Annotated in this window: 7 protein-coding genes; 6 read left to right on the top strand and 1 reads right to left on the bottom strand. The window is 74.0% G+C overall.

Annotated elements, in window-relative coordinates:
• Positions 1-182: 182 nt before the first annotated feature.
• Entirely contained in the window at positions 183-1,445 is a 1,263-nt protein-coding gene (locus tag CFP66_RS29670) for an HNH endonuclease signature motif containing protein (protein WP_094928503.1), read from the bottom strand.
• A gap of 1,097 nt (positions 1,446-2,542) precedes the next feature.
• Here CFP66_RS29670 and CFP66_RS29660 point away from each other — a divergent pair.
• From CFP66_RS29660 to CFP66_RS29635, 6 genes are all read left to right on the top strand, one after another.
• Positions 2,543-4,030: a hypothetical protein gene (locus tag CFP66_RS29660; RefSeq protein WP_094928502.1), complete on the top strand. Its 1,488-nt coding sequence runs from the start codon at positions 2,543-2,545 to the stop codon at positions 4,028-4,030.
• Positions 4,027-4,821 (top strand): hypothetical protein, encoded by a 795-nt coding sequence (locus tag CFP66_RS29655; protein WP_094928501.1) that lies wholly within the window; start codon positions 4,027-4,029, stop codon positions 4,819-4,821. The genes CFP66_RS29660 and CFP66_RS29655 overlap by 4 nt, the downstream gene beginning before the upstream one ends.
• A complete protein-coding gene (locus CFP66_RS29650; RefSeq protein ID WP_094928500.1) occupies positions 4,814-9,289 on the top strand; it encodes a hypothetical protein in 4,476 nt (1,491 codons plus the stop codon). The genes CFP66_RS29655 and CFP66_RS29650 overlap by 8 nt, the downstream gene beginning before the upstream one ends.
• A 275-nt stretch (positions 9,290-9,564) precedes the next feature.
• The gene (locus tag CFP66_RS29645; RefSeq protein ID WP_094928499.1) at positions 9,565-10,920 is read left to right on the top strand and encodes an MFS transporter; all 1,356 of its coding nucleotides are present in this window, start codon (positions 9,565-9,567) and stop codon (positions 10,918-10,920) included.
• Positions 10,917-12,284: an LLM class flavin-dependent oxidoreductase gene (locus CFP66_RS29640; protein WP_094928498.1), complete on the top strand. Its 1,368-nt coding sequence runs from the start codon at positions 10,917-10,919 to the stop codon at positions 12,282-12,284. The genes CFP66_RS29645 and CFP66_RS29640 overlap by 4 nt, the downstream gene beginning before the upstream one ends.
• Before the next feature lie 54 nt (positions 12,285-12,338).
• On the top strand, positions 12,339-12,776 hold the full coding sequence (locus CFP66_RS29635) for a cupin domain-containing protein (RefSeq protein ID WP_198961743.1): 438 nt from the start codon (positions 12,339-12,341) through the stop codon (positions 12,774-12,776).
• Positions 12,777-12,963 lie beyond the last annotated feature (187 nt).

Below are 12,963 nucleotides of genomic sequence, written 5' to 3'. Positions count from 1 at the left end.
CGCGACCAGCGCGGCGAGCTCGTCGTAGGACGGACGCTCACCCTCGACCGGCACACCAAGATCATCTCACATGTCGATCAAGCGGCCCCGCCGACCTGACTAGTTACGAGCCCGGATGACCCGAACCCCGCTTTGCACCGCCTCGTGGAGGCACCGCTCACCGCCGGCTGAATCGGGTCGACTCAGGGGTTCCAGCGTGGTTTCTGTTCCGGGTCGATCCATTTCGGTGGGATGAACTCCGGTAACCCGTGGCGGATTCGCACCACCCATCCGGAATCGTGGATCAGGCGGTGGTGGACTTTGCACAGACTCACCAGGTTGCCCAGTTCGGTGGGGCCGCCGTGCTCCCACTCCCAGATGTGGTGGATTTCGCACCACGATGGTGTCCGGTCGCAGCCCGGGTGGGCGCATCCACGGTCGCGGGCGGTGACCGCCCGGCGTAGTCCGTCGGGGATCACCCGGGTGGAACGGCCCACGTCGAGGGGTTGCCCGGCGCCGTTCATGACGATGGGTACGACGGCGGCGTCGCAGGCCAGCATCCGTAGCGAGGTGGGGCTCATGCGGCCGCCGAAGTCGAGCATCGCGGAGCGGGCGCGGGTTTCGAGGTCTTCGAGCCGGATCAGCACGTTGAGGTGTGGGCGTCGCCCGCCGGTGTCGGGGAGGGTGGCGTGGGCGAGGACGAACCCGCAGGCGTCGGCGAGGGCTTCGGCCTGACGCTGCCCCGTCGATCGTTGATCATCGCGGCCGAGCGGCTTGGCTTTGGCGTCGATGACGGTGGCGATCGCGTCGAACATCGCCGCGTCGTCGAACTGACCGCTGATCGTGCCGCCTGACCCGTCGCGACGCTTACGGACTTGCAGCCGGTTGACCGGCTCGGGCGGGTTGTCATCGGGTTCGGGGCCGTCGTCGTCGAGGGCTTCCAGGAGTTGGGTGCCGATCTTGCGTAGTTGCCCGGGCGAGTACTCGGCGGCCATACCGGCCAGCTGTTCTTCCAACCCGGCCCGTTGCCAGTCGGTGATCCGCCCCGCCTCCGCAGTGTTGAGCAGGGCGGCGATGACCTCGACATGACGCAGACCGGCGTGCCCGGCGGCGAACGCCTTCCCCGTCGCGGGGAGCCGGGCGGGGATCACGGTGCCGTCGAGTCCGATCTGCTCGCACGCCTGCTCCGCGGCCACGACGCGGCGGCGGGCTTCGTAGGAGTCGCAGCCGAGAAGGTCGGTCAACGCGCTTTCGGGTTTGCGGTAGCCGCGTTCGGCGAACGTGCCGCGGCGCTGCAGGGCGGCGGTGGTGGAGACGGTGAGGTAGTCCAGTTGCCGTGACACGCCTTCGGTCACCGACAACACCGACATCAGTTCACCGTCGGAGGCCAGGGCGGATTCCGCAGCCGTCCGCAATTCCTCGATCGCCTCTTGGAGGTGTTCGTATGCGGCGGCGACTGCGGACATGTCTCAAGTTTAGTCGAACAGGTGTTCGATGGCATGGGTCTGTTCAGGTGGTTCACCGTGTGCAATAGTGAACGTTGCGCGCCGAGATTATCTCGATAGCAGAACAACGAGTGTTGGCCGCCCTTGCCGCAAACGTCGTCTGCCGGTCTATCAGAGGCGATCCTCCTCTGCCTCGTAGCCCGGGTTGCAGTGGGCGCGCCGTCCCCGGCTCGACACCTCCTGCCCCACCCCCATTTCCAGGTCTCACGCGCAGTCGGTTCGGCGCCGAGGTCGACCTCCGCGCCGAAGGTGGCCGAGTGGGGCACAAGCAACGAATACCGTGGTCGACCGGGTAGCCGTCCCCGACGCGGGCCCAGGCCCGTTCTCGACGAGCCCGTGGCGGCCGGGTCCGTGCCCACCTGGCTGTGGTGCCGTTCTCGAACCCCTTCGAAACGGCCTTGACCAGCGAGACAGGGACCTGAGCCGCATCACTTCGTTGCAGGTCCTCCCGGCCCCCGCCGGTCGCGGGAGGTGGGCACGCCTTCGCTCTGACCAATGATCATCGATAAGGGTGTGGAACGGGACCACCGCAAGGTGGGCACCCACCCGGCAGCGACGGACTCGTCCAGGACAGGCCTGGGCCCGCGCCGGGGACGGCTGTCCACCCAGCCCGGATATTCGGCAGTTCTGCCAACCGGGCTACCCCGCCAACGGGAAGGGGCAGGGGAACTCGGCCGACTGCGCCGAAGGCCAGGGGCGGGGTGTGGGGCAGTGGCTGCGAGCCGGGGACGGCGCGCTCACAGGTGTTTTCATGACCATATAGACGTGAGGGGGTTGGATCTTCCCAGAATCCCTCTCAGGTCTACCTGATCATGAAAGATGCGGCAGAACAACCAGCGAGCGCCTCGGCACGCGGGGCGGGGTGAGCAGCGCCGTCTGCCACGCGCGCCGAGACCCGCACGGTGATCGGCCAGGTCGGGGTGCTGGTCGCGCAGCAGGTCCCGCACCAGCTCCGCGGTGATCTCGACCTCGGCGTGCGTCACGCGGAGCGACGGTGGCCCGACGGTTCGGGTGATCCGTGGTCGCAACAACGCCTGGCCGTAGAGTGCCCGTCCGTGATGGCGGACGGCGGCGCGGCGCGGGCGGGGGACGAGGGAGTCTCCCGCCGGCTCAAGGCGCTGGCGTGCACGGCGCCGCTGCACGACCTCGACGCCCGCAAGTCCCGGCTGGACTGGCTCGAGGCCTCCCGCTACCAGATGGCGGAGATCGCGCTGCAGGCCATCGACCAGGTCACGCTGGCGATGGACTTCGATCACGGCGCCGACCAGGCGCAGGTGGTGCGGCGGCTGCGGCCCTTCGTCGCGGCGCAGGCCCCGGACGCCCCGCAAGGGGAGCACGAGCACGTCGGGCACTGGGTGATCGAGAACCTGATCAACGTGGGCAGCCTCGACCGCGGGTTCCAGGTCGACTACGGCAGCGTCGATGCCGAGGGGCGCTACGTGCGCCGCCGCTTCGACTTCAAGTTGCTGGTCGAGGTCGCCGCGCCGGACGGCGAGGTGTACCTGCGCTCCTCGGACGAGGCGATCAACGTGCTCGTCGGGGCGCTGGACACCGACGTGGAGTCGGCGCAGGTCGCCGCCGAGGTCAAGCTGGAGAACCTGATCAGCCGCGGTCGGCTGGGCGACGCCCGGCTCGCCGCGGAGCAGGCGCGCTACCGCACCGTGCAGTACGCGGAGGCGCTGCGCCAGAAGCTGGACGCCACCCGCCGCGACGTGCGCACGGTGGACTGGATGACTGCGGTCCCGGCGCTGCTCGACGAGGCGCTCACCCACATCGAGTCCCGTTACCGCGCGGAGACCGCGATCCTCGCCAACATCGCCGACGCCCGCGACGAGGCCACCGAGCCCGGACGCCGCCGGCAGGCCGCCGAACTGGTCGACGTCGTCAACGACTGCATCCAGCGCCACACGCAGCTGCAGGCGCGGCTGCAGGAGGCGGGCGCGACGTTCCGCGCCGAGCAGGACCGCCAGCAGTTCAGCGGGCGCCCCAAGCGCGCGGCGATCGACGTGTTCGGCCAGCTCCTGCGCCCCTGCCTCGGCCTGGACACCGCGGCGGCCACCGGGCCGGCGTCGGCGTTCTTCAGCGCGGGCGCGGGCGTGCGCGTGCCGAGCGTGCCGAGCCTCACCGGGCTGGTGGAGACGCTGCTGACCCCGCCCCTGGAACGGGACCCGCTCGGGCAACCGGTGGTCGAGCCCGACCTCGAGCCGGCGACCGAGGAACGGTTCGGGGAGCGGGCGTGGGCGCGCTCGGCTGCGGTGCTGGACGAGGTTCCCGTGCGCCGGCTCTCCGAGCTCCTGGCGCAGGCCCGCGACGTCGACCCCGACCTGCCCGCGCTCGTGGTGCTGCGCGTCGTGCACGGCGTCGGGTCGGCCATCGGCACCGCGCGCAATCAGGGCGACCCGAGCGTCCTGCTGGCCCTCGACGACGGCACCGTGCTGCGCGACCCCGAGTTCGGCGGGTCCGATCTGCTCGTGGCCACGGCGGGCGTGCTCGACGAAGCAGAGGGCATCGAGCAGGGGCGCGACGTGCAGGAGGAGGTCGCATGAGCCGGGAGGTCTCCGCCCAGGACGTCGAGTCCGCGGCACGGCTGGTGGCGCACGGCATGCGGCCCAAGGCGCTGCCGACCCGTGACGCCGGCTACGGGGAGCTCGTCCGCCGCTACCGCGACGACGACGCGTTCGCCGACGCCGTGCAGCGCGTGGCGGCCGGGCTGGGGCTGGTGGTGCTCGCGGCGGGGCCGCAGTCGGGGATCGTGCTGGCCGCGGTCGAGGAGTCGGTGTTCGAGATCCGGATGGACGAGTACGCGCGGCGCACGGTCCTTGCTAATCGGCAGGCCGACAAGATGCTGCACGGCCTCGCGCACCTCGCGGCGGCGGCGCTTGCGTTCCCGCGGCCCGACGACCTGGGCGACGACAGCTACGTCGGGCGCGTGTCGGTGGACCAGGTCGACGGGGCCGTGCGCGAGGCGTGCCGCGTGCTGGAAGAACGCACGAGCGGGCAGGAGACCGACCCGGAGTCGGACGCCCCGCAGCTGGAGGCGGCCTGGCGGGCGTGGTTGCGGCGCCCTGAGACCACGGCCACGAAGGACGGGCGCGCAGGGGAGGCGACCACCCGGGGGATCATCGGCAAGGCGTTGCGGTTCCTCGCCGACCAGGGCTTCCTCGTGGCGGTCGGCACCGAGGGCGTGTACCGCACCACCCCGCGCTACCAGGTGCAGGTGCGGGAGCTGGCCGCGCAGCGCGCGTTCGACGAGCTGCTGGAGCTGGGCGTGCTGCCGGTGGCCTCGGCGGCCGGCAGCCTGCGTGCTCCGGCCGGGCTGGAGGCTCCGGATGTATGAGCTCAACCGCGTCCGGCTGTTCTCGGTCGGACCACCCGGGGCGCGCTACCAGGACGTCACACTCGACCTGCGCGGCGTCGGCCCGGCCGTGCGCGGCGTCGCGTCGCAGGCCGACCTGTTCGCCCCCGACGACCTGGAACGGGTGCCGCGGCGCCCGGCGCCGGCGTCGGTGCTGTTCCTGGAGAACGGCGGCGGCAAGTCGGTGCTGCTCAAGCTGGTGTTCTCGGTGCTGCTGCCGGGGCGCCGGCAGGTGGTCGGGACGACGAGCACCACGGTGCTGGAGAAGTTCGTGCTCGGCGAGGACGTCGCCCACGTCGTGTGCGAGTGGATGCACACCCGCACCGGGCAGCTGCTGGTCACCGGCAAGGTGTCGGAGTGGCGCGGGCACGTGACCTCGTCGGACCCGGAGAAGCTGGGCGCCGCCTGGTACTCCTTCCGGCCCGGCCCCGGCTTCGGGCTCGACGACCTGCCCTTCACCGTGGACGGTCGGCGCGTCACCACCGCAGGCTTCAAGGACCGCGTGCAGGAGGAGCACCGCGCGCGGCCGGCGTGCGAGCTGGTGTGGGAGACCGGCCCGCGGGACTGGACGCGCCACCTGGCCGACGTCGGCCTGGACCCCGAGCTGTTCCGCTACCAGCGCGCCATGAACGCAGGCGAGGGTGAGGCGGCCGAGGCGTTCGCGTTCCCCAGCGACGAGGCGTTCGTCGACTTCCTGCTGCGCGCCGTGCTCGACCCCGACGAGCCGCAGAACCTCGCCGACCTCGTCGCCGGCTACGCCACCCGCCTGGCGCAACGGGCCGACCTGGAGCACGAGCGCGACTTCGTCGAGGGCACCCTCGCCGGGCTCGGCCCGCTGACCGAGGCCGAGCGCGCCGCGGCCGCCGCGCGTGACGGCGAGGCGAGCGCGCAGTCCGGCGCGCGCACGCTCGCCGCCGCGATCGCGGCCCGGCGCGCCGCGGAGGACGAGCGCGCGGGCGCCGCCGCGGCCGCGCACGCAGAGGCCCAGGAGCGGGTGCGCTGCGCGGAAGCGGAGGAACGTCGGCGCCAGGAGATCGGCACCGAGCTGCGCCGGCGCGTCGCGCTCCTGGAGCGGGCGGCGGCGCAGCAGGCCGAGGCCGCCGCGCGGTACGCGCACGACGAGGCGGAACGGCAGGTGGCCGGCTGGCAGGCGGTGGAGCCGCTGCTGCGCCACCAGGTCGCCGACGCCGAGGCGCGCCGGCTGCGGGGCGTGGTCGACGCCGAGCAGGAACGCGCCCGTCCGGCATTGCGCGCACGCCAGGACGCGGCCCGCGCGCTGGCGGCGGGGCTGCGTGCCATGGTCCGCGAGGCCGACGCCGCAGCCGGTGCCGCCGAGGAGGCGGCCACGGCGGCCGACGCCCGCGCCGACGCCGCCCGCGCCGCCGAGCTGGCCGACGCCGGGAACGCGGCGACGCACGCGGCGAGCGCCGAGCAGGCCCGTGGCGAGCTGGCGCGGATCGCGCAGGCGATCGCCACCGCCGTCACCGCCGGGCACCTGGACGAGGGTGAGGACGTCGCCGCAGCCGGTGCCGCCGCGGAGGCGGAGGCGGGGTCGGCGGCCGAGGAGCTCGCCGCGCTGCACACCGAGCTGACCGAGCTGCGCCGTGCCCGCCGCGGGGCCGACGAGCGGCGCGGCGAGGCCCGCCGCGCCGACGACACGGCGCGGGTCGCCGCCGAGCGCGCCGGGTCGGCGCTGGCCGAGGCCGTGGCCGCCCGGGACGCGCTGGCGGCCGAACCGCGGCTCGCCGAGCTGCTCGGCGTCGAGGAGATCCGGCCCGACACCGACGCCTCCGCCGTGGCGGAGCGGTTCGTCGCCGCGATCGGCACGGGAGACCGGCAGCGCACCGAGCTGCTCGCCGCCCAGGAGCGCGACACCCGCGCGTTGCGGGCGCTCGGCGACGGCGGCCTGCTTCCCGAGCCGGCGGAGATCGGGCAGGTGCTCGGCGTGCTCGAGGCCGCCGGGATCACCGCCTACTCCGGCTGGCGCTACCTCACGATGCTGGACGAGGCGCGGCGCGCGTCCGTCGTCGCGCGGCTGCCGCACCTGGTGTCGGGCGTGCTGCTCAACAACCCCGGGGACGCCCCGCGGGCGCGCGAGGAGCTGGAGCGGGCGCGGCTGCTGCCGTGCGCGGCCGTCGCCGTCGGGGCCACGGCCGCCGTCGCGGACGACGGCACCGCGCCCGGCGTCGACTTCGTCGTCCCCCCGAATCCGGCGATGCTGGACGAGGCGGCCGCTGAGCAGGTCCGCGTGGAGCTGGACCGTGAGACGCGCGACCGGGCGGAGGCGCTGGAGTCCCTCGGTGCGTCCCTCGACGCCGACCGCGCGCTGCTCGCCCGGCTGCAGGCGTGGCGCGCGCAGCACCCGGCAGGGGAGCTCGATGCGCTCGCCGAGGCTGCCGAGACCGCGCGCGCCGCCCTGGCCGTCACGGCGCGGGAGGTCGAGCGGGCCGACGCGGAGATCACCGCGCTCGACGACCGGGCCGACCGGCTCGAGCAGGAGGCGCCCCGCATCGACGCCGCCGCGGCGTCGGCCCGGGCCCGCGCGGCGGCGCTCGCCGCGCTGTGGGGCGACGTGCGCCGCCGGCCGGACCTGGAGGAACAGGTGCGGGCGGCGACCGCGAGCGTCGAGCGGGCCGAGGGCAACGCCGCGAAGGCCCGTGCCGAGGCGGCCGCAGCGCGGCGGGAGGCCGAGGAGGCGCGTCGCCGCCGGGACCGGCAGCAGAGCGTGGCCGACAACAGCCGCACCGAGCTGGCCGACCTGCCGGTGGACGACGGAGACCCGGGCGGGTCCGGCGCAGAGGGGTCCGGCGCAGAGGGGTCCGGCGCGGAAGGGTCAGCGCTGGGCGTGCTGCGCGCGGAGTACCGCAACGCCGAGGCCACGTACGCGGCGGCCGAGGTCGACGCCGACCTGCGAGGCCGCCTCGGCGAGGCCGAACGCGCCGCGCGCGCGGCCCACGCCGGGATCGAGGAGCTGCCCGAGGGGGCACGGGCGGCCGCCGACGCGCTGCTGCGTTCGCCCGACGCCGCCGATCCCGCCTCACGCCGCAGCGCCACCGCGCAGGCCCGCAGCACGCTCACCCGCTGTGCGGAGCAGTTGCGCGAGGCCGCCGCGGAGCTGGCCCTCGCGACGAAGGAGGCGGGCCGCTTCACCGCGCCGTCCTGCGACGTCGAGCCCTACGGCGAGCCCGAGGGCGTGGAGCACGGTCGGGAGCTGGTGGACCGGGCAGAGCACGACGCGCGGTCGGCCGCGGCGGAGACGGCGCAGGCACGGGCGGCGGCCGCAGCGGCTGAGGCCGGGCACCGGGCGGCCGAGTCGTCGGCGGAGGGCTTCCGGCACGTCGTCGCAGGCCTCGACGACACCTTCCTCGACGGCACCGGAGAGGTCGGCTACGTCCCGCCGTTCCCCGACGACGTCGACGCCGCGCTGGCGCGCTGGAAGGAGGCCCGCGCGGCCGTCCGCGACGCGGCCCGCACCCGCGCCGGCGCGGACCGTGAGGTGCGCGCCGCCGTGGATGCGGTGGCCCAGTTCGCGCAGGAGACGCGCTTCTCCGGCGTCACGAGCCCGGTGCGCAGCCACCTGCTCGGCGTGGCCCGCGCGGACATGCCCGGTCTTGCCGGGGAGTGGGAGCGGGCGCTGCGTCCCCGGCTGCGCTCGCTGGAGGACGACCTGGCCAACATCGGCCGGCACCGCTCGGGCATCGTCACCCGGCTGCACGGCATGGTCGGCGAGGCACTGCGCACCCTGCGCCTGGCCCAGCGCCTGTCCGAGCTGCCGGAGGGCCTGTCGGACTGGTCGGGCCAGCAGTTCCTGCGCATCCGCTTCGACGAGCTCACCGACGCCGCGCTGCTGCACGAGCTCGGCGAGGTCGTCGACCGCACGGCCCACGAGAAGGGCGGCAGCGCCCGGGAGCGTCGCGACGGCATGTCGCTGCTGTTGCGCGCCGTGCGCGCGGCGATGCCCAAGGGCGTCCGCGTGGAGATGCTCAAGCCCGACGCGGTGCTGCGCACCGAGCGGCTGCGCGTCTCGGAGATCCGCGACGTGTTCTCCGGCGGCCAGCAGCTGACGGCCGCGATCGTCCTGTACTGCACGATGGCCGCCCTGCGCGCGCACCAGCGGGGGCAGGGCAGGCGCCCGCACGCCGGCGTGCTGTTCCTGGACAACCCGATCGGCCGCGCATCGGCCGGCTACCTCCTGGAGCTGCAGTTCGGCGTGGCCCGCGCGCTGGGCGTGCAGCTGGTCTACACGACCGGCCTGTTCGACGCCGGCGCCCTGAGCGCGTTCCCGCTGATCATCCGCCTGCGCAACGACGCCGACCTGCGCGCGGGCCGCAAGTACCTGTCGGTGGACGACCGGGTCGCCCGCCACCTCGCCGAGCTCGGCGCCCCGGACGGCACGGGGCAGGTGGCGGCGGCCCGGGTCTTCCGCAGGCCGGAGCCCGTGGCGCCCTGACACCGCGCGCGGCGAGCCTTCCCGCGCTGCCCCTCCAACGCTGCTGTGCCTTTCGGACCGATCATGCGGCGACCCGGCTTGCTCGCGTCGAGAGGGTGGTCACAGTGGACTCGGATTCGGGGCGGGGCAGCGCATATCGTCTACCGCTGTGCCGGACCAGGGACTGACGCGCCGCCGCGTGATCGACCTGTGCCGTCGTGCCCCGGGTGACTGTCGACGCTGACGTCCGTCTCCGCGTCCACTCCTCGCCCGATCCGCTCCCCGGGGGCCCCGCCATGTCCGGCACGTCCGCACCCGCCGCCACGTCCACATCCGGCACCGACCCGCGCCAGCAGCGCCGGGCGGCCGTGGCCAGCCTCGTCGGCACCACCATCGAGTGGTACGACTTCTACCTCTACGCCACCGCCGCGGCGCTGGTGTTCGGCCCGTTGTTCTTCTCCGACGTCGACCCGGCCGCCGGGGTGCTCGCCTCGTTCGCGACCTACGCGGCAGGGTTCGGGGCGCGCCCGATCGGCGCGCTGGTGTCCGGGCACCTCGGTGACCGCGTCGGGCGCCGGTCCATGCTGGTGGCGTCGCTGCTGCTGATGGGCGTGGCCACAGCGGGGATCGGCCTGCTGCCGACGTTCGGGCAGGTCGGGCTGCTCGCACCGGCGCTGCTGGTGGTCCTGCGCCTGCTGCAGGGCGCGGCCGTCGGCGCCGAGTGGGGCGGGGCGGTGCTGATGTCGGTGGAGCACTCGTCGGGCCGTCGGCGGGGCCTGTTCGGCAGCTTCCCGCAGATCGGCTCGCCCGCGGGGATGCTGCTGGCCTCCGCCGTGTTCGCCGGGGTCCGCGGAGGGCTGGGGGAGGAGGCCTTCCTCGCCTGGGGCTGGCGGATCCCGTTCCTGCTCAGCCTGGTGCTGGTCGGCGTCGGGCTCGCCGTGCGGCTCACCGTGGCCGACCCGGAGGTGTTCCTGCAGGCCCGCGAGCGCGCCGAGCTGGTGCGCAGGCCCGTGGTCGAGGTGGTGCGCACCCACCGCCGCAGCCTGTGGGTCACGATCGGGATGCGCATGTCGCAGAACGCGCTCTACGTGCTCTGCACGACGTTCGCGCTCACCTACCTGGCCGACGGCGCGTCGGCGAACCCGGACGCCGGCCTCACGGCGGTGATCGTGGCGTCCGCGATCGGGCTGTTCACCACCCCGCTGTGGGCGATGCTGTCCGACCGGGTGGGCCGGCGCCCGGTGTACCTGGTCGGGGCGATCGGCGCCGGCCTGTTCATGGTCGTGTTCTTCCTCCTGCTCGACACCGGTTCGACGGCGCTGATCGTGCTGGCGATGGTGATCGCGGTGAACGTCTTCCACGACGCGATGTACGGTCCGCAGGCGGCGTGGTTCAGCGAGCTGTTCGCCACCGAGGTGCGCTACAGCGGCGCGTCGATCGGTTACCAGTTCGGGTCGGTGCTCTCGGGCGGGACGGCGCCGCTGATCGCGGCGGCGCTGCTGCTGGCCGGGGGCGGGCGGCCCTGGTTGATCTGGGGGTACTTCCTGGTGCTGTCCGCCATCACGGTCGTGGCCACCCTGCTCGCGCCGGAGACGCATCGCGTGTCGATCGGCAACCGACCGGCACGCACCCCCGTGGAGGCCCGCTCGTGAGCCGCATCCTGCTCAACGCGTTCGACATGGCCTGCGTCGGGCACCAGTCCGCCGGCCTGTGGCGCCATCCCGACGACCAGGGCCACCGCTACACCGACCTCGACTACTGGACCGAGCTCGCGCAGCTGCTCGAACGCGGCGGCTTCGACGCGCTCTTCCTGGCCGACGTCCTCGGCGTCTACGACGTCTACGGCGGCTCGCGCGACGCCGCGGTCCGCCAGGCCGCGCAGGTGCCGGTCAACGACCCGATCATGCCGGTCTCGGCGATGGCCGCGGTCACCGAGCGGCTCGGCTTCGGGGTCACGGTGTCGGTGGCCTACGAGCAGCCCTACGCGCTCGCGCGCCGGATGACGACGCTGGACCACCTGACGAAGGGCCGCGTCGCCTGGAACGTCGTGACCTCCTACCTGGAGAGCGCGGCCCGCAACATGGGGCGCGACCAGCAGATCCCGCACGACGAGCGCTACGACCTGGCCGAGGAGTACCTCGAGGTCTGCTACAAGCTGTGGGAGGGCTCGTGGGAGCCCGGCGCCGTGGTCCGCGACGCCGAGCGCGGCGTGTTCACCGACCCGGCGAAGGTGCACGACATCGCCCACAAGGGCCGCTACTACGAGGTGCCCGGGCCGTTCCTGTGCGAGCCGTCCCCGCAGCGCACGCCGGTGATCTTCCAGGCGGGCGCCTCGCCGCGGGGCAGCCGATTCGCCGCGGCGCACGCGGAGGCCGTGTTCGTCAGCGGCCCGACGCCCGCGGTCCTGCGGCGTTCGGTCGACCGGATCCGCGAGGCGGCCGCCGCGGCCGGCCGGGACCCGGGCGCGATCAAGATCTTCGCGATGCTCACGGCGATCGCGGCCGAGACGGACGCGGCGGCGATCGCCAAGCGCGACTCCTACCTCGAGCACGCCAGCCCAGAGGCCGCGCTGGCGCTGTTCGGTGGCTGGAGCGGCGTCGACCTCTCCGGCGCCGACCCCGACCAGCTCCTTGAGTACGTCGAGACCGACGCCACCCGCTCGGCGCTCGCCGCGTTCACCACCTCCGACCCGGACCGGAAGTGGACGGTCGGCGAGCTGGCCCGTTTCATCACCGTCGGCGGCCGCGGCCCGGTCGTGGTGGGCTCGGGCGCGACGGTGGCCGACGAGCTGGAGCGCTGGGTGGACGAGGCAGGTGTCGACGGGTTCAACCTCGCCTACGCTGTCACGCCCGGCACGTTCGTCGACTTCGTCGACCACGTGGTGCCCGAGCTGCGCCGCCGCGGGCGCGCGCAGGAGAGCTACGCGGCCCCGACCCTGCGCGAGAACCTGGGCACCGCGCCGGGCCCGCAGCTGCCCGACGACCACCCGGGGGCGCGGTACCGCAGGCTGGGGTAGGCGCGTTCCCATTCGTCCAATCGCCGGCTGCCCCCACCTGGCTACCGTCGGCGGATGGACCCAGATCCCGCACACCGGCCCCCGGTCCACCTCGCGCCCGGTGCGGGGCGCCGGTACGAGATGGGTCCGATCGCCGCCGTGTTCAAGGCGGACGGGGCGGAGACGGCCGACCGCTACTCGATCTCCGAGTGGTGGCTCGAACCGCACACGACGGGCCCGGGCGCGCACACCCATCCCGAGGACGACGTCTTCTACGTCCTCGACGGCACGATGACCTTCCTCGTCGGCGATCGCTGGATCGACGCGCCGAAGGGGTCGTTCGTGCTGGCCCCCGGCGGTACCCCGCACGACTTCCAGAACCGCACCGACGAGCGGACGGGGGCGCTCAACATCTCCGTCCCCGGGGCCTTCGAGCCGCGGATGCCGGGGATCGTGGACTGGTTCCTCGCGCACCCTCCCGGTGACCCGTCGAGACCGCCTCACCGTCCATGATCGTCAGCTCGGTGCAGGAACGGCGAGATGTGGCCGCTCCTGCACCGAACCGGTGATCACGGCACGGTCCTCGCGACCGGCACGCAGGTGCTGCTCACCGTGGTGGCGATCCCGGCCCCGGCGCGACAGGCCAGGTTTCCCTGGCCATGTGGATGCCACAGCTGCTCGGTCTGCCCCACGAGCGCGC

This window comes from Pseudonocardia sp. MH-G8, assembly GCF_002262885.1.
Taxonomy (GTDB): domain Bacteria; phylum Actinomycetota; class Actinomycetes; order Mycobacteriales; family Pseudonocardiaceae; genus Pseudonocardia.
The sequence above is the reverse complement of the archived record's forward strand: the minus strand, read 5'-3'. Positions and strand labels throughout refer to the sequence as shown.

Coding starts and splice junctions, on each gene's coding strand:
- CFP66_RS29670 (WP_094928503.1), bottom strand. CDS start 1,445: ATGTCCGCAGTCGCCGCCGCATACGAACACCTCCAAGAGGCGATCGAG.
- CFP66_RS29660 (WP_094928502.1), top strand. CDS start 2,543: ATGGCGGACGGCGGCGCGGCGCGGGCGGGGGACGAGGGAGTCTCCCGC.
- CFP66_RS29655 (WP_094928501.1), top strand. CDS start 4,027: ATGAGCCGGGAGGTCTCCGCCCAGGACGTCGAGTCCGCGGCACGGCTG.
- CFP66_RS29650 (WP_094928500.1), top strand. CDS start 4,814: ATGTATGAGCTCAACCGCGTCCGGCTGTTCTCGGTCGGACCACCCGGG.
- CFP66_RS29645 (WP_094928499.1), top strand. CDS start 9,565: ATGTCCGGCACGTCCGCACCCGCCGCCACGTCCACATCCGGCACCGAC.
- CFP66_RS29635 (WP_198961743.1), top strand. CDS start 12,339: ATGGACCCAGATCCCGCACACCGGCCCCCGGTCCACCTCGCGCCCGGT.